This window comes from Inquilinus sp. Marseille-Q2685, assembly GCF_916619195.1.
GTDB lineage: Bacteria > Pseudomonadota > Alphaproteobacteria > DSM-16000 > Inquilinaceae > Inquilinus.
Genome location: NZ_CAKAKL010000007.1, coordinates 144,321 through 159,957, shown reverse-complemented (window position 1 = coordinate 159,957; position 15,637 = coordinate 144,321). Strand labels below are relative to the sequence as shown.

Below are 15,637 nucleotides of genomic sequence, written 5' to 3'. Positions count from 1 at the left end.
TCTACTCGAGGTTGGTGTGCCGCGCCCGCATCGCCTCGGGCGCAACGCCGAGGCGGTCGCGCAGCGCCAGCACGACCAGCTCGAACAGCAGGAACTGCGCGCCCTCATACAGGCTGCCCATCGGCAGCACCGAGGCGACGGCGGGGCCTGTATCGTTCGCCATCGTCTGGGCCGGCAGCACGAAGACGGTGTCGGCCAGGATTGCGGCGCTGCCCTGCGGCTGGGCGGTGAACAGGAGGGTCCGCGCCCCGGCGTCGCGGGCGACGCGCATCAGCCCGTCGACGGTGGCGAAGCCGCCCGGCCCGGCGCTGGCGACCAGCAGGTCGCCGGGCCCGACCGGCGGCGCCGACATGTCGCCGACGACATGAGTGTCGAGGCCGAGATGATAGAGGCGCATGGCCAGCGCCCGCATCATCAGCCCCTCGCGCCCGACCCCATAGCAGACCACGCGGCGTGCGCCGGCCAGGGCGTCCAGCACCGGATCAAGAGCGCCGGGGGCGAGCCGGCCGAAGACGCCGCGGATCTCGTCCAGCGCCCCTTCCGCCAGGGCGCCCAGGCTGTCGGGCATGGAATTCTCCAAGATCACACGAACGGATGGGCCGGCGCCCGCCCCTCACCCTCCCACGGCTTCGCCGCGGGCCCCTCCCTCTCCCCGAGGAGAGGGTTGGTTACCTCTCCCCCGGGGAGAGGTCGAAATCGCGACAGCGATTTCGGGTGAGGGGGTGGCTCCGGCCTCTCAAGTCAGGAGCTTACTGCAGCTTCTCCTTCTTGCCGTCATAGTAGCCGGCCTTCTGCAGCACCGCCTCCATGCGCTCACCGATCTTCTGGGCGCCGGATTCGGTCGTCTCCTCGCCCAGCATGATCTTGGTGCCGAACTCGGCGACGATCTCGGAGATCGCCGGCCATTCCGGGAAACGCGGCCGGAAGGACGGCACGCCGCCCTGCCAGGACGCCACCGTCGGCTCGACGAAGGCGTATTTCGCCTTGATCGCCGGGTCGTCATAGACCGCAGTGCGGCCGGAGACGCCGCCGGCCTCGACATAAGGCTTGGCCATCGCCTCGGAGGTCACCCACTGGATGAACAGCCAGGAGGCCTTCTGCTCCGCCTCGCTGGCCTGCGACGCGACGCCGAGCGAGAAGCCGCCCAGCGCCGGCTTCAGCCCGGCCTCGCCCTTCGGCTCGGTCGCCACGCCCAGGCAGTCGCCCAGCTTCGAGGTCGCCGGGTCGACCAGCGTCGAATAGAAGGACGACCATTCGGTGATCATCGCCACCTGGCCCTGGGCCAGCGCGTTCACCGCCTCGGCATGGTCGTAGTCGACGATGCCCGGCGGCATGTATTTCATCAGCTCCTGCCGGAACTTCAGCCCCTTCTGCGACGCTTCGGAGGTGAGGTTGGACTTGAAGTCGTCGTTCAGCAGCGACCCGCCGAAGGGCCACAGCACGCGCATGAAGCTGTCCGCCGACTGGGTCTCGCCGCGGCGCGACTGCAGGGCATAGGCGTATTTGCCGTTCTGGGTCAGCTTCGGCCCGTAAGTGTTCAGCAGCTCGTCCCAGGTCGCCGGCGGCTTGTCGAAGCCGGCGTCCTTGAGCATGCACTTGTTGTAGAACAGCAGGCCCGAATAGTTGTCGAAGGGCAGGCCGTACAGCTCCTTGTTCCAGGTGCCGAAGCTCTCCAGCAGGATCGGGAAGAAGCCCTTCAGGTTGAGATTCGGGTCGGCCAGGGCCGGGTCCTCGGTGAAGGTCTTGAGCGGCACCAGCCAGCCGCTGTCGGCGTATTCGCCGATCCAGACGACGTCGGTCAGGACTACGTCGATCTCGCCCCCGGCCGTGAAATCAAGGACTTCGCGCTCGCGGCTGTTCTCATAGGGCAGGATCTCGTATTCGACCTTGATCCCGGTCTCCTGCTCGAACTGCGGCAGCAGCTGGATCGCGGCGCGATAGCCCGGCCGGTCGAGGAAGATCGCCTTGATCGTGGTGCCCTTGTAGGGCTCCGCCGCCTCCTTCAGGCTCCAGGCCATGGCCTGGCCGGCGGTCAGCAGCGCAGCGATCGCGGCGCCCGAAAACAACAGCTTCTTCATGAGGTTGGCCTCCCTTTCTGACATGTCATACCCGGCTGCTGCCAGCCGGGCGGTTCTCCTGCCCGTTCGTTGAACGATGCTCTTCATCGCACGGTCGCGATACTCCGCCTGCATGGCGAAGGCCTTGGCCGCGCCACTTCTAAACATTTGTATCCTCGTCGATACAGTCGTCAAGCGACAGCTCCGATGTCAAGCCGGACGACTATCGCCGCAGAACCGTGCGGCAGGCGCCGAGGCGGGATTGCCAGCCTTCGCGCTCCAGCTCCGGCACCGGCTCTTCCGACTCCGGAAGACCGAGGCAGAGATAGCCGATCAGGTGCCAGTCCGGCGGCACGTCGAGCAGCGCCGCCACCGCCTGCGGCTCCAGGATCGAGACCCAGCCGAGCCCGACGCCCTCGATCCGCGCGGCCAGCCACAGCGTGTGGATGGCGGTGACCGCGGAGTGGTCCAGCGTCTCCGGCATGGTCTGCCGTCCGAGCCCGTGCCCCTGCCCGGTCGACCGGTCGCAGAACACCGCGAGCTGCACCGGCGCCTCCTCCAGCCCGGCCAGCTTCAGCCGGCGGTAATGAGCCGCGCGCTCGCCCTCGTAGCCGGAGGCGGCATCGGCATTGCAGCGGCTGAACACCGCCCGCACCGCGGCCCGCCGCACCTCGTCCTCGACCAGGACGAAACGCCAGGGCTGGCTGTTGCCGACCGAGGGGGCCAGGCAGGCGAGGTCGAGCAGCCGGTCGAGCAGCCCCGGCGGCAGCGGGTCGCGGCGGAAGCGGCGTACGTCGCGGCGCCAGCGCAGCAGCTCGGCGAAGCGGTCGCGGAACTCGGGCGGGAAATCGGGGGTGGCCACTGGGGTCCTCCGGGCAGCGGTACCCCCAGCTATAGCCGCGGGATCACGGTCCGGGGAACAGCGTGTCGATGCGACCCGTCGCCCAATAGGCGACGAGGCCGATCCATTCGTGCACCGCGATGTTCAGCACCTCGACCTGTTCCACCAGGTCCGGCCGCGGCAGCAGCATCGGCGGCAGGCCGCGATAGTCGACCGGCCATGGCACCACCTTCCAGCCGGCCTTGGCGAACAGTCCCATCGACCGCGGCATGTGATAGGCGCTGGTGACCACCACCCAGTTCTGCCCGGGCTGGGGCTGCAGCATCTGCTTCAGCAGCAGCACGTTCTCGTCGGTGTTCCGGGCCTGGCCTTCGAGCACCATCCGCTGCTCCGGCAGCCCGGCCATCAGCATGGTGTCGCGGAAGATGTCCGACTGCGGCGGGACGCCGTTCCACGGATCGCCCAGCCCGCCGGAGAACACCACCTGCGCCTCCGGAAAGCGCCGGGCCAGGTCGAGCGCGGCGAACAGCCGCTCGGCGGCACCGCCCAGCATTGGCTCGCCGCGGGCGCCGGACAGCGTCGGCTGCTCGGGTCCGCCCAGGACGATGATCCCCTCCAGCGTCGCCGGCAGCCGCTCCGGCTTCTGGAAGCGGTTCTCCAGCGGCAGCATCACCAGATCGCCGACCGGCAGCAGGCAGACCGCGGCGAAGGCCAGGGTCAGCGCGATCACCAGCCGCCGGGCCAGGCGCCGCGGGCGATACAGGAAGCCGGCCGCAGCCAGCAGCAGCGCCAACAGCACGAGGCCGAGCGGCTGGATGAAGAACCAGATCAGCTTCGACAGGAAAAAGAACACCGCTCACCCACCCGGCGCGACCGTCGAGCAATGGCGGATTGCGGCCGAAGATGCAACCCGTCGCCCATGCGCGGGTTGAAGCGGAGACGTCGCATCCGCACATGCGCTAGGCTGTCGATCCCACGGCCCTCGGAGTCCGCCGCCCGTTCATGGAGCTGTTCCCCACCGACCTTCTCGATCGGGCCGGCGAGCTGTTCGACCGTCGCATCCGCCTCGGCGTCACCGGGCTGAGCCGTTCCGGCAAATCGGTGTTCATCGCCGCGCTGGTGCATGGGTTGACCGATCCGCGGCGCTTCGGGCTGCTCGACGCCGTGGCCGAGGACCGGCTGCGCGCGGCCGTGCTGCGGCCGCAGCCGCATCTGGAGCTGCCGCGCTTCCCCTATGAGGAGGCCGTGGCCCGCCTGACGGGCGCGGGCGGGCATCCGGACTGGCCGGCCGGCACCCGCAACGTCGCCGAGCTGCGCCTGTCGCTGCGCTTCGCACCGAAGAGCGGGCTGCGCAGCTTCCTGGGCGACCAGGTGCTGCATCTCGACATCTTCGACTATCCGGGCGAATGGCTGATCGACCTGCCGCTCCTGGAGCGAGACTACGCCGCCTGGGCCGAGGAGACGTTGGTGCTGGCCGCGACCGGGGTCCGGGCGCCGCTGTCCCAGGCCTGGCGCGACGCGATTGCCCGGCTCGATCCCGCCGGGCCGGCCAAGGAGACCGACGCGATCGAAGCGGCGCGGCTCTACACCGACTATCTGCGCGGCTGCCGCACCCATGCGGTCCCCTTGAGCCGGCTGCAGCCCGGCCGATTCCTGCTGCCGGGCGACCTGGAAGGATCCCCCGCCCTCACCTTCTGCCCGCTGCCGCGGCCGCGCGAGACGCCGCGCGGGTCGCTGTGGCGGCTGATGGAGGAGCGGTTCGAGGCCTACAAGGCCAAGGTGATCCGCCCCTTCTTCAACGACCATTTCAGCCGGCTGGACCGGCAGATCGTGCTGGTCGACCTGCTGGCCCATCTCGCTGCCGGGCCTGAGAGCCTGGAGGATCTGGGCCGCGCCATGGACGACATCCTGACCTGCTTCAAGACCGGCGGCATCAACTGGCTGTGGCCGTTCGAATCGCGCATCCGCCGCGTCCTGTTCGCCGCCACCAAGGCCGACCACCTGCCGCGCGAAGGCCATGAGCCGCTGGTCGGGCTGATGGACGAGCTGCTGCAGCAGAGCGTGCGGCGCACCGCCTTCCAGGGCGCCACCGCCCGATCGATGGCGATCGCCTCGCTGCGCGCCACCCGCGAGGTCGACGTCAAGCATGAGGGCGAGACGCTGCGCTGCGTCGCCGGCGTGATCGAGCCGGGCGGCAAGCCGGTCGCGGCCTATCCCGGCGCCCTGCCGCGCAGCCTGCGAGAGGCCCGCGGCGGCGGCCGCTTCGGCGCCCAGCGCTTCCTGCCGCCGGCGGATCTCGGCGCCGACGGCCAGCCCTGGCCGCATATCCGCCTGGACGGGGCATTGCAGTTCCTGATCGGGGAGGATCTGTCATGAGCCGTCCGCCCTTGATCCTCGACCAGCCGCCGGAACCGGAGCGCGACCGGGGCCGCGCGCCGGCCGTCTTCGCGCTCGACCAGGCCGAGGCGGTGCCGGTCGAAGATGCGCCGGTCCCGGCCGCGCCCGACGCCGTCGACCCCGGGCTGCGCCGCCGCCGCAGCCCCGGCAGCGTCGCCCTGCGCATCGCCTTCGGCGCGCTGATCGCTCTGGTCGGTCTCGGCATCGGCCTGTGGGTCGAGCGGCTGGTCACCGATCTGCTGAGCCGGGGCGGGCCGCTGCAGGCCGTCACGCTGGCGCTGCTGGCCGTGGCCGGGGCCGGCATCCTGGTCTGGGCGGGGTGGGAGCTGCTGGCGCCGCGCCGGCTCGGCCGGGTCGAGGAGATCCGTAGCCTGGGCCGGGCGGCGGCGGGCGGCGACGCGGAAGCGGCCGACGCCGTGATCGCCCGCTTCCGCCGGCTGCATGCCGACGGTCCCGCGGCCGACGGTCTGGCGCGGCTGGAGCGCGAGCGCGACGAGCTGCGCGACCCGGCGGAGCTGATCGGCCTCCTGGAGCTGCACGCCCAGCGCCCGATCGACGCCGCCTGCCGCGCCGCCATCGCCGCCACGGCGCGGCGCACGGCGCTGATCACCACGGTCACGCCCTTCGCCGTCGTCGACATGGTGGCGTCAGGTGCCCTGAACCTGCGGATGATCCGGCGGATCGCCGAGATCCAGGGCTTCCGCCCCGGCCTGTTCGCGACCCTGTCGCTGGTCCGGCGGGTGGCGACGACCCTCTTGATCGCCGGCGGCATCGAGGCCGCCAACGACTATCTCGGCGACTTCCTGGGCGCCGGCCTGCTCCGCGCCTTCGGCCGCCGCGCCGGCGAGGGCGCGATCAACGGCATCCTCAGCGTCCGCATCGGCGTCGCCGCGATGAAGGTGTGCCGTCCCCTGCCCTATCTGCGCGACACCCCGCCCGGCACGATGAGCCTGGCCAAGGCGATCTTCGGGGCCGAGGCCGCGCCGAAGGGGAAGGATTAAGCGTCGGGCGGCGCGGGCGCCCCGATCCGCGGCATCACCCCGGCCTGGGCCTGCAGCAGGAGGCGCACCAGCTCCGCCTGTCGCCGGGTGCCGGTCTTCTCGAACACCCGCTGCTGATGCGACCGGACGGTCGCCAGCGATACCTTCAGGTCGTCCGCCACCTCCTGCAAGCCCCGGCCCGGCAGGATGCGCAGGGCAACGGCCGCCTCCGCATTGGTGAAGCCGAACAGTTGCCGCAGCATCGTCTGCGAGGTCTCAGGCTCACTGTCCGGATCGGCGATGACGACCAGCGCCGTCGTCCGGGACTGCCCTGCCCCGGCCGCGGTCGCCGGCCCCACCGGCAGCACATGCACGGCCAGCGCCCGGCGGCCGGAGGGCCGGCCGATCGACAGGCTGCCGCCGGCCGCTTGGCCAATGGCATGGCCGATCAACGCCTGCAGGGCCGCATGATCGGCGGCCGTCGCGGCCTGCAGCCTGCCGCCCGGGCGGATCGACAGCCCGTCCGACCGGCGCAGCAGGGCCTGGGCGACCGCATTGGCGAAGATCATCCGGCCGGTGGAATCGAGCTGCACAATGCCGTGCTGGATCGCTTCGAAGCTATGGAAAGCGTCGTCGCGCTCACGGCTCAGCCCGCGGATCCTGCGCTGAAGGCGGGCCATCTGCCGCAGATGCGGCAGCAGCAGTTGCAGCCCCTGCAGCGCCGACGGCTCGATCCCGTCGGTCCGCCGGTCCAGGAGCAAGCAGAGCGGATGGACGTCGCATCCCTCGCGCAGGAGGTTGACGAACACCCCGTCCCTCAGAGCATGGCGCGCGCCCCAGTCGCTATAGACCTCGGCTCGAAGCAGTTGCGGCCACGGCACCAAGCCGCCCATGGGCTGAATGACGCCGATCGGGGAGCGTTCCAGCGCCAACGCCACCGGGTCCCCGCGGCCATAATAGCTGTCGTAGCTGCGGATCGCGTCGGCATCGAGGCGCGTGTGATAGGTCATCCGCCGGGAGTTGGCGTCCATCAGCATCAGGCCGGCGGAATTGAAGCCGGTCGCCCGGACGATCCGCTCGAGTACATCCGGCCAAAGCGACGGCTCCAGCGCCGCATCATAGATGCCCGCCACCAGGCTGGAGAACTGCTCCAGGCTGCGCATGACCCGTCTCTCCCCCGAGAGCGGGCGAATTTTATCCTAGTCTCCGCCGCAGAGCGACGCGGTTTTCGGAGAAGACCCGACGCGGAAGGCCCGGCGATGGTCGCGCCGGGCCTCTGATCCAGCCTCAGTTCTGCTTCATCCCCGCGACCAGGGATGAAATGTTATACTGAAACATCTTCGCATACGTCGAAGCCGGCCCGTCCTCGGTCGACAGCGCCTCGGCGTAGAGCTCGCCGCCCATCTGCGCGCCGGAGGCCTTGGCCACCTGCTGCACCAGGCGCGGGTCGGTGGCGTTCTCGATGAACACCGCCTTGATGTGCTCGTGCTTGATCTGGTCGATCAGCTTGGCGACGTCGCCGGCCGAGGCCTCGCTCTCGGTCGAGAAGCCGACCGGGGCGTGGAACTCGATGCCGTAGGCGGCGCCCAGATAGCCGAAGGCGTCGTGGCTGGTGATGACCTTGCGCTTGCCCTCGGGAATGGTCGCCACCTCGCGCCGGGCCCAGGCGTCGAGATCCTTCAGCTCGGCGACGTATTTGGCGCCGTTCGCCTGGTAGGCTGCGGCATGGGCCGGGTCCGCGACCTCCAGCGCCTTGGCGATGTTGGCGGCGTAGATCGCGCCGTTCGCCGCGCTGTTCCAGGCGTGCGGGTCGAGGCCGCCGTGATCGTGATCGTGATCCTCACCCGCGTGGTCGTCATGGGCTTCGTGAGCCTCGTGGCCTTCCTCCTCGGCGCGCAGGGTCGCGATCCCCTGGCTGGCGACCACGATCCTGGCCTTGGTGCCGGAGGCCGTGACCAGCCGGTCCATCCAGCCTTCGAGCTCCAGCCCGTTGACCACGATCAGGTCGGCCTTCGTGACCGCCTGGGCGTCCTGGGGCGTCGGCTCGTAGACATGGGCGTCGCCATTGGGCCCGACCAGGCTGCGGACCTCGACATCGTCGCCGCCCACCTGCCGCACCATGTCGGCGAGGACGGTGATGCTGGTCACGACCGACAGCTTCTCCGCCGCCGTCGCGGGCAGCGACAGGGCGGCAAGGGACAGGCCGATCAGGCCGGCACGGAACGGTATCCTCATGCGATGGCTCCGTTGGGAGTTCAGTGCGCGAAATGCGCGGTGGGCAGGTATCGGGCCCGCAGGCTGTCATGCGTCCCGAAGATCAGCGACAGCAGGTAGAAGCCGCCGGCGGTCAGCACGATGCTGGGGCCGGAGGGCAGGCTGCCGTGATAGGAGACCAGCAGGCCGGAATAGCCGGACAGAAGCGCGATCCCGGCGGCCCAGGCGAACAGCGACCACAGCGACCGGCTCCAGAACCGCGCCGCCGCCGCCGGCAGCATCATCAGCCCGACCACCATCAGCGTGCCGAGCGCCTGGAAGCCGCCGACCAGGTTCAGCACCACCAGCACCAGGAAGGCGAAGTGGACCAGCGCGCCGACGCCGCCGACCATGCGCAGATAGCCGGGGTCGAAGCATTCCACCACCAGGGGCCGGTACAAGAGCGCCAGGGTGATCAGCGTCACCGTGGCGATCCCGGCCATCAGCAGCAGCGCCGCGTCGTCGACCGCGAGGATGGTGCCGAACAGCACATGGATCAGGTCGACATTGCTGCCGCGGGTCGAGACGATCAGCACGCCCGAGGCCAGCGCGATCAGGTAGAAGGCGGCGAACGCGGCGTCCTCGCGCAGCGCCGTCATCCGGGTGACGGCGCCGGCCAGCAGCGCGACGGCCAGGCCGGCGATCAGCCCGCCCAGCCCCATCGACCACAGCGACAGGCCGGACACCAGGAATCCGACCGCCGCGCCCGGCAACACCGCATGCGACATGGCATCGCCGACCAGGCTCATCCGCCGCAGCACCAGCAGCACCCCGACCGGGCCGCAGCCCAGCGCCAGCGCCAGGCAGGCCACCAGCGCCCGCTGCATGAAGGCGTAGTCGAGGAAGGGCGTGACCAGGAAATACCACACCGCCATCACGCCGCGCTCCGCCGGCAGGCTTCGCCACGGTCGGCCCAGGCCTCGGCCATGGCGCGGGCGCGCAGCAGGTTCTCGGCGCACAGCACGTCGCCGGTCGGGCCCCAGCCGATCGGGTCGCGGGCCAGCAGCAGCGTGTCCGGACAGACCTCGCGCACCTGGTCCAGGTCGTGCAGCACGGTGATCACCGTCCGGCCCTCGCCGTGCCAGCGCCGGACCACGTCGACCAGGTCGCGCGTGGTCTTGGCGTCGAGCGCGGTGAACGGCTCGTCCAGCATGATCACCCGCCCGTCCTGCAAGAGCAGCCGGGCGAACAGGACGCGCTGGAACTGGCCCGCCGAGAGGCTGCCGATCGGCCGTGCCTCGAAGCCGCCGAGGCCGACCGCCTCCAGCGCCTCGGCGGCGCGGCGGCGCAGCTCCTTCGAGGCGCCGCCGAAGATCCCGGTCCGGGCCCAGCCGCCCAGCAGCACGGTGTCGGCGACCGAGATCGGGAAGCTGCGGTCGATTTCCGCCTGCTGCGGCAGATAGGCGATGTCGCGCCGGCGCAGGCCGCCCAGGTCGACATGGCCGGACAGCGGCGCCAGCAGGCCGGCGATGGTCTTCAGCAGGGTCGACTTGCCGGCGCCGTTCGGGCCGACGATGGCGGTCAGCGTGCCCGGCTCGAAGCTGCCGTCGACATGGTGCACGGCCGGGTGCCGCTCGTAACCGGCGGTCAGGTTGGCGAGGCGGATGCGGCCCGTCGCGCTGGTCATGCCGCGCCCCCGAACCAGCCCATGGCCCAGGCCACGGCCAGCCACAGCACCGCGATCAGCGCGAAGGCGACGAGCAGGCGGGCCCCGACCGGCGCGGCCAGGGCCGACGGCCCGATCTCCCCGGCCCGGCGGGCGGCATGGGCGGGGTGGTGATGCGACACGGTCATGGGTCAGCCGATGGCGAAAGATGGTCCGGCACCATAGCGCCCGGCGGGCACGGCACCATTGACGTTAATGTATAACATCTTTGCGATATCGGAAAGCACCGCACGGCCCGATCGGCTCGTTCTTGGGGACGGGATCGACGTCAGCCGCCCAGCTTGCCCGGCAGGTCCTCGAGGTGATGGATCCAGGGCACGGCCGAACGGCACCAGATCTGCCGCTTCGGCGCCAGCTGGTCGCGCTGCCGGATGCCGCCCCAGCGGATGCCCCATTCCTCGGCATCGGCCCCCTCGCCGCTGGTGAAGACGGGCGATCCGCATTCCGGACAGAAATGCTGGAACCGCCTGCGGCCGTTGTCGCCGGTCTTCACATAGATCTTCGGCTCATGGCCGGTCAGCCGGATGGCCTCGCGCCGCGCGAGCACCGTGACCCGGAAGGGCGAGCCGGTCAGCGTCTGGCAATCGGTGCAGTGGCAGATCCCCACCTGCTCCGGGTCGATCTCCGCCTCATAGGCGACATGGCCGCAATGGCAGCGGCCGTCGATCCGCATCATGGCGCGCCCCATCCCGCATGGAACCGGACGGCAGCCTAGCCTATCGCCGGCCCGGCTGCAGCCGGCGCAGCACCAGATGCTTCAGGGCCGGCGGGATGTGGACCGGCGACGGCCAGTCCACCGCCAGGCCGAGGGCGGCGCATTCGGCTGCGATCTGGCGCCCGTTCTCGTAGCGGATCTGGCCGAGCCGCGGCAGGGCGTCAGCGCGGCGATGGTCGAAGGGGCGGCCGGACTGCGCCTCGCGGAAGCCGCGATGGAAGTCGGGGTGGCTCAGCACCCGCCGCGCCTCCGGCCAGTGCCGGGCCCGGCGCGTGGCGACGTCGGACGGGTCCCTCACGGCTGCAGGTCGACCAGCGTCGCCCGGCCGCCGGCATCGCCCGCCGCCAGCCAGCGCCCGTCGGGCGAGAAGGCCAGGGCCTCGACCGCGGCGCCGTTCGGCCGCAGCACCGGGACATAGCCGCTGCCGTCGAGCGGCATCAGCGCGACGAAGCCGTCCTTGGCGCCGGCGGCGGCGATCGGCAGCTGCGGATGCGCCGCGACCCGGGTGATCGGCACGCCGCGGGCCCAGCCGCTCTCGCTGGCGGTGCCGCCCATCGGGCCGTCGCGGCCGGCGAAGCGCCAGGACACCACGCCTTCGGAGCCGGAGGTCAGCAGCGCCCTGCCGCCATCGGCCCAGGCCAGGGACCGCGGCTTGGCGGGATAGCCCGGCATCTGCATGTGCACGCCGTCCGACAGGCGCCAGGCGTGCAGCGCCTTCTCCTGCATCGCCGAGACGATGAAGCGCGACCGCGGATGCCAGAGGACCGCTAGATGCGCCCCTTGCCAGGCGTAGAGCTTGGCCGCCCAGTCGCGCTTCCGCGGCGACCAGACGGTGACGCCGCCGTAATGCGCCGCGGCGATGCGCCGGCCGCGCGGGTCGAAGGCGGCGCCGTCGAGCCCCGCCGGGCCCCGTAGCCGCGTCACCGGCCCCCCGTCCGCGTCGAACACCAGCACCTCGCTGCCGGCGACGGCCAGGCGCCGCCCGCCGGCGGACGCGGCGTCGACGGCGCTGATCCAGCGGCCCGGCACGGCAGCGATCTCGGCGATCGCACCGTCCGGCGCGGTGCGGACCAGACGGCCGTCGTCGCCGCCGCTGAGAAAGCCGTCGCCGACATCCGCGGCCAGCGCCAGCACGGCGCCGCGATGCGCCGTCACCGCCGGAGGCTCGGGCGCGCCCGGCGACGCCAGCCGGACGGTGCCGTCGCCGAGGCCGAAGGCCAGATGCCCGGCGGCGTCGAAGGCGGCCGCCACCACCGGCGCCGGCCAGGCCCAGACCGTGCCCTTCTCCTCCGCCAGGGCGCGCGGCGGCAGCAGCAGGCTCATGCCGCGGCGCAGCCCTCGAAGCCGGCACGCAGCACGGCGGCATCGAGGTTGCGGCCGATCAGCACCAGCCGGCTCTCGCGCGGCTGGCCCGGCCGCCAGGCCGGGCCGAAATCGCCCTCCTGCAGCATGTGCACGCCCTGGAACACGAAGGGCCGGTCCTCGCCGGCGAAGGCGAGGATGCCCTTGCTGCGCAGGATGTCGGCGCCGCGGATCGCCAGCAGCATGCCGATCCAGTCGACGAAGCGGCGGCCGTCCAGCGGCCGGTCGAGCCGGAACGAGACGCTGCCGACGCCTTCGTCGCGCTCGTGGTGATGGTGCCCGTGGCCATCGAGCAGGTCGGGCTCGAGCGCCAGCAGCCGGTCGAGATCGAAGGCGCCGCCGTCCAGCACGGTGCCGAGATCGGCGTCGCAGCGCCGGGTCCGCAGCAGCCGCGCCACCGGATTGATGGCGCGCAGCCGCGCCTCCACCGTCGCCAGCCCGGCCTCGTCGGCCAGGTCGGTCTTGTTCACCAGGATGGTGTCGGCGAAGGCCACCTGCTCCTCCGCCTCGTCGCTGTCGCCCAGCCGCGCCTCGATGTTGCGGGCGTCGACCACGGTGACGATCGAGTCGAGGGCGGTGCGCTCGCGCACCTCGTCGTCGACCAGGAAGGTCTGCGCCACCGGCGCCGGGTCGGCCAGACCCGTGGTCTCGACCAGGATGCGGTCGAAGCCGCCGGCCCGCTTCATCAGCCCGCCGATGATCCGGATCAGGTCGCCGCGGACCGAGCAGCACAGGCAGCCGTTGTTCAGCGCGAACACCTCCTCGTCGACGCCGACCACCAGGTCGCCGTCGATGCCGATCTCGCCGAACTCGTTGACGATCACGGCATAACGCCGGCCATGCGCCTCGGACAGGATGCGGTTCAGGAGCGTGGTCTTGCCGGCCCCGAGATAGCCGGTCAGCAGGGTGACGGGGATGCGGGACATGAGGAACCTCGGGCTTCGGGAATTTAAATGTTATTATATAACATAATAACCGGACGCAAGCCTGTCGCCCATGGGCCGATGGGATGGTATGCACGGAGATCGCATCCGATCGCCGACCCGGCATCGCGCCCCAGAATCGCCCAGATTCCCCGCGAGGGACGACGCCGGGCGGCAGCCTGCCGTCCGTCACCCGAGGACCGACATGCCCGTTCCCGCCCCGTCCCGCCGCGCCTTTCTGCATGGCTGCGCCGCCGGCCTGTCCCTGGCCCTGATTCGGCCGGCCCTGGCCCAGGACGCGGAGGCGCCGCCGCCGCTCGGCTTCCGCGAGCTGGCGGACGGTGTCTGGCTGCACACCAGCTGGAAGAAGCTGGAGCAGGGCTGGGTCTCGTCCAACGGCCTGGCCGTGATCGGGCCCGAGGAGGTGTTGCTGATCGATACCGCTTGGAGCCCGGCCCAGACCGTGGCGCTGCTGGAACGGTTGGCCGAGGCTGCGCCGAACCGGCCGGTCAACCTGGTGGTGACGCATGCGCATGACGATCGGCTGTCCGGCCTGGCGGCGGTGCATGCCCGCGGCGGCTGGTCGCTGGCCCGCGACGAGACGGTCAAGGCGGCGGAAGCCGCCGGCGCCGGCACGATCCAGCGCAGCTGGAGCGGCGAATCGACCGCCATCACCGGCGGCGGCCGCACGGTGGAGCTGTTCTATCCGGGTCCGGCGCACACCCGCGACAACACCGTCGCCTTCCTGCCGGACAGCGCCGTGCTGTTCGGCGGCTGCGTGATCCGGGCGGCCGAGCAGGCCAATCTCGTCACCGTCCCCGAATCCGACGTCTGCCGCTGGCCGCAATCGGTCGAGGCGGTGATCGCCCGTTACGGCAAGGCGGCCAGGATCGTGGTGCCGGGCCATGGCGAGCCCGGCGACGCCGGCCTGCTGTCCCACACCCACCAGCTGGCCAAGGCCGAAGCGGCGAAGAGCTGCAGCCCGGCGGGCTGACGATCAGCCCCCGGCAGCCGCCGCCCCGGCCGCGCAATCGCGACAGCGGCCGAGGATCTCGATGGTTCGCCTGTCGGCGACGAAGCCGATCCGCCCGGTCCAGGCCTCGATCAGCCCGTCCACCGCCGGATCGGTGATCTCCTCGACCCGGCCGCAGTCGCGGCAGATGGCGAATTGCGCCGGATGGGTGTGGTGGTGGTCCGGCCCGCCGCACACCACATAGGCGTTGAGCGATTCGATCCGGTGCACCAGACCGCGGTCGAGCAGCCCCTTCAGCGCCCGGTACACCACCGGCGGCGCGGTGATGCCGTCGCCCTTCATCTCACGCAGGATGTCGTAGGCGCTGGCCGGCTCGGCGCTGGCCCGCACCAGGTCGAGCACCCGCTGCTGCCAGTGCGACAGGCCGGCGCGGGGAGGCCGGCCGCGCCGGGTCGTGCCCATTGCTGTCTTCGATGCCGTGGCGGCCTTGCCCTTCGGCGCCGCGCCTTCCAGCTTCTGTCTCATGCGTCGAGTGATAGCATGCGGCCCCTCCCGAACGCCACGCCCTGCCCGATCTTGAAACCGACCGGTCACCCCCCATTTCCTGTTTAACGGGAGTGGGGATGCCGCGTGGTCCCTGCTCCGCAGGCGCCGGGGAACCGGGCCGCCCGAGCCGGGGGTTCCGGCAGCTCGCTCTCAGGAGGAGTGACCATGACGCGGGTGTCGCTGTTCAACAGCCCGCTTCTGCTCGGCTTCGAGCAGTTCGAGCGGACGCTCGACCGGATCGGCAGGACGCCGAGCGACGGGTATCCGCCCTATAACATCGAGCAGCTCGGCGAGGACCAGCTGCGCATCACTCTGGCGGTCGCCGGTTTCACGGATGCCGATCTGACGGTGCAGATCGAGGACAACCAGCTTGTGGTCCGCGGCAAGCAGACCGACGACAAGGAGCGCGTGTTCCTGCATCGTGGCATCGCCGCCCGCCAGTTCCAGCGCGCCTTCGTGCTGGCCGAAGGCATCGAGGTGACCGGGGCCTCGCTCGACAACGGGCTCCTGAACATCGATCTCCGCCGGCCGGTGCCGGAGAGCAAGGTCCGGACCATCGCCATCAACCGTTCCGCGGCGAAACCCAACGGCAAGACCGCGATCGACGTCTCGACCGACGTCGAAGGGTGAACCGAAACACCTGGTGACCAGAATGAACACCAACGCCACCCCCACCTTCACCCAGATGTCGCCGACCGATTTCGCGGCGATCGGCCTGAACCAGATCGCCTTCGTCAAGCCGGTCGTGGTCGAGGGCGAGCCCGCCTTCGCCGTGCACGGCGCCGACGGCACCCCGCTGGCCGTGGTCAAGGACCGCGACCTGGCCTTCGCCGTGGTCCGCCAGAACGACATGGAGCCGGTCAGCGCCCACTGATCCCGCTTCGTCCCGATGAGCGAACGCGAAAGCCCCGCCGCCGGCGGGGC

The 15,637-nt window shown here is 71.1% G+C and carries 19 protein-coding genes; 5 read left to right on the top strand and 14 right to left on the bottom strand.

What is annotated here, in order from left to right; all coding sequences use genetic code 11:
• Position 1: 1 nt before the first annotated feature.
• The 4 genes from LG391_RS26530 to LG391_RS26515 form a co-directional block, all read right to left on the bottom strand.
• The gene (locus tag LG391_RS26530; protein ID WP_225771061.1) at positions 2–568 is read right to left on the bottom strand and encodes an SIS domain-containing protein; all 567 of its coding nucleotides are present in this window, start codon (positions 566–568) and stop codon (positions 2–4) included.
• A 181-nt stretch (positions 569–749) separates the two neighbouring features.
• Complete coding sequence (locus LG391_RS26525) at positions 750–2,078, bottom strand: ABC transporter substrate-binding protein (protein WP_225771060.1); 1,329 nt, start codon at positions 2,076–2,078, stop codon at positions 750–752.
• Between the two features lie 202 nt (positions 2,079–2,280).
• Complete coding sequence (gene bluB / locus LG391_RS26520) at positions 2,281–2,919, bottom strand: 5,6-dimethylbenzimidazole synthase (RefSeq protein WP_225771059.1); 639 nt, start codon at positions 2,917–2,919, stop codon at positions 2,281–2,283.
• Positions 2,920–2,962: 43 nt separating this feature from the next.
• Positions 2,963–3,751 (bottom strand): YdcF family protein, encoded by a 789-nt coding sequence (locus LG391_RS26515; protein WP_225771058.1) that lies wholly within the window; start codon positions 3,749–3,751, stop codon positions 2,963–2,965.
• Positions 3,752–3,900: 149 nt separating this feature from the next.
• Here LG391_RS26515 and LG391_RS26510 point away from each other — a divergent pair, with 149 nt between their 5' ends.
• Positions 3,901–5,274 (top strand): YcjX family protein, encoded by a 1,374-nt coding sequence (locus tag LG391_RS26510; RefSeq protein WP_225771057.1) that lies wholly within the window; start codon positions 3,901–3,903, stop codon positions 5,272–5,274.
• Positions 5,271–6,296, top strand: a complete 1,026-nt coding sequence (locus LG391_RS26505) for a TIGR01620 family protein (RefSeq protein WP_225771056.1) — start codon at positions 5,271–5,273, stop codon at positions 6,294–6,296. Before LG391_RS26510 ends, LG391_RS26505 begins: the two co-directional genes overlap by 4 nt.
• Here the strand turns inward: LG391_RS26505 and LG391_RS26500 are convergent.
• The 9 genes from LG391_RS26500 to LG391_RS26460 form a co-directional block, all read right to left on the bottom strand.
• Complete coding sequence (locus tag LG391_RS26500; RefSeq protein ID WP_225771055.1) at positions 6,293–7,438, bottom strand: helix-turn-helix transcriptional regulator; 1,146 nt, start codon at positions 7,436–7,438, stop codon at positions 6,293–6,295. The two genes, LG391_RS26505 and LG391_RS26500, sit on opposite strands and share 4 nt — an antisense overlap.
• A 124-nt stretch (positions 7,439–7,562) precedes the next feature.
• The gene (locus tag LG391_RS26495; RefSeq protein WP_225771054.1) at positions 7,563–8,510 is read right to left on the bottom strand and encodes a metal ABC transporter substrate-binding protein; all 948 of its coding nucleotides are present in this window, start codon (positions 8,508–8,510) and stop codon (positions 7,563–7,565) included.
• Between the two features lie 20 nt (positions 8,511–8,530).
• Complete coding sequence (locus LG391_RS26490; RefSeq protein WP_225771053.1) at positions 8,531–9,403, bottom strand: metal ABC transporter permease; 873 nt, start codon at positions 9,401–9,403, stop codon at positions 8,531–8,533.
• The gene (locus LG391_RS26485; RefSeq protein WP_225771052.1) at positions 9,403–10,155 is read right to left on the bottom strand and encodes a metal ABC transporter ATP-binding protein; all 753 of its coding nucleotides are present in this window, start codon (positions 10,153–10,155) and stop codon (positions 9,403–9,405) included. Before LG391_RS26485 ends, LG391_RS26490 begins: the two co-directional genes overlap by 1 nt.
• Positions 10,152–10,322, bottom strand: a complete 171-nt coding sequence (locus tag LG391_RS26480; protein ID WP_225771051.1) for a hypothetical protein — start codon at positions 10,320–10,322, stop codon at positions 10,152–10,154. The genes LG391_RS26485 and LG391_RS26480 overlap by 4 nt, the downstream gene beginning before the upstream one ends.
• A 140-nt stretch (positions 10,323–10,462) precedes the next feature.
• Positions 10,463–10,870: a GFA family protein gene (locus LG391_RS26475; RefSeq protein WP_225771050.1), complete on the bottom strand. Its 408-nt coding sequence runs from the start codon at positions 10,868–10,870 to the stop codon at positions 10,463–10,465.
• 40 nt (positions 10,871–10,910) lie between these two features.
• Positions 10,911–11,207 carry a hypothetical protein gene (locus LG391_RS26470; RefSeq protein ID WP_225771049.1) on the bottom strand — a complete coding sequence of 99 codons (297 nt, stop codon included), beginning with the start codon at positions 11,205–11,207 and terminating at the stop codon, positions 10,911–10,913.
• Positions 11,204–12,232 carry a WD40 repeat domain-containing protein gene (locus LG391_RS26465; RefSeq protein WP_225771048.1) on the bottom strand — a complete coding sequence of 343 codons (1,029 nt, stop codon included), beginning with the start codon at positions 12,230–12,232 and terminating at the stop codon, positions 11,204–11,206. The genes LG391_RS26470 and LG391_RS26465 overlap by 4 nt, the downstream gene beginning before the upstream one ends.
• Complete coding sequence (locus LG391_RS26460) at positions 12,229–13,197, bottom strand: GTP-binding protein (protein WP_225771047.1); 969 nt, start codon at positions 13,195–13,197, stop codon at positions 12,229–12,231. The genes LG391_RS26465 and LG391_RS26460 overlap by 4 nt, the downstream gene beginning before the upstream one ends.
• Positions 13,198–13,399: 202 nt before the next feature.
• Between LG391_RS26460 and bla the strand changes: the two genes are divergently transcribed.
• Entirely contained in the window at positions 13,400–14,188 is a 789-nt protein-coding gene (gene bla / locus LG391_RS26455; RefSeq protein ID WP_225771046.1) for a subclass B1 metallo-beta-lactamase, read from the top strand.
• Positions 14,189–14,191: 3 nt separating this feature from the next.
• Here bla and LG391_RS26450 read toward each other — a convergent pair whose 3' ends face one another.
• Positions 14,192–14,692, bottom strand: a complete 501-nt coding sequence (locus LG391_RS26450) for a Fur family transcriptional regulator (RefSeq protein WP_225771045.1) — start codon at positions 14,690–14,692, stop codon at positions 14,192–14,194.
• A gap of 186 nt (positions 14,693–14,878) precedes the next feature.
• Here LG391_RS26450 and LG391_RS26445 point away from each other — a divergent pair, with 186 nt between their 5' ends.
• Both LG391_RS26445 and LG391_RS26440 read left to right on the top strand, forming a co-directional pair.
• Positions 14,879–15,343 carry an Hsp20 family protein gene (locus LG391_RS26445; protein WP_225771044.1) on the top strand — a complete coding sequence of 155 codons (465 nt, stop codon included), beginning with the start codon at positions 14,879–14,881 and terminating at the stop codon, positions 15,341–15,343.
• Positions 15,344–15,365: 22 nt separating this feature from the next.
• On the top strand, positions 15,366–15,587 hold the full coding sequence (locus tag LG391_RS26440; RefSeq protein WP_225771043.1) for a DUF1150 family protein: 222 nt from the start codon (positions 15,366–15,368) through the stop codon (positions 15,585–15,587).
• Positions 15,588–15,637 lie beyond the last annotated feature (50 nt).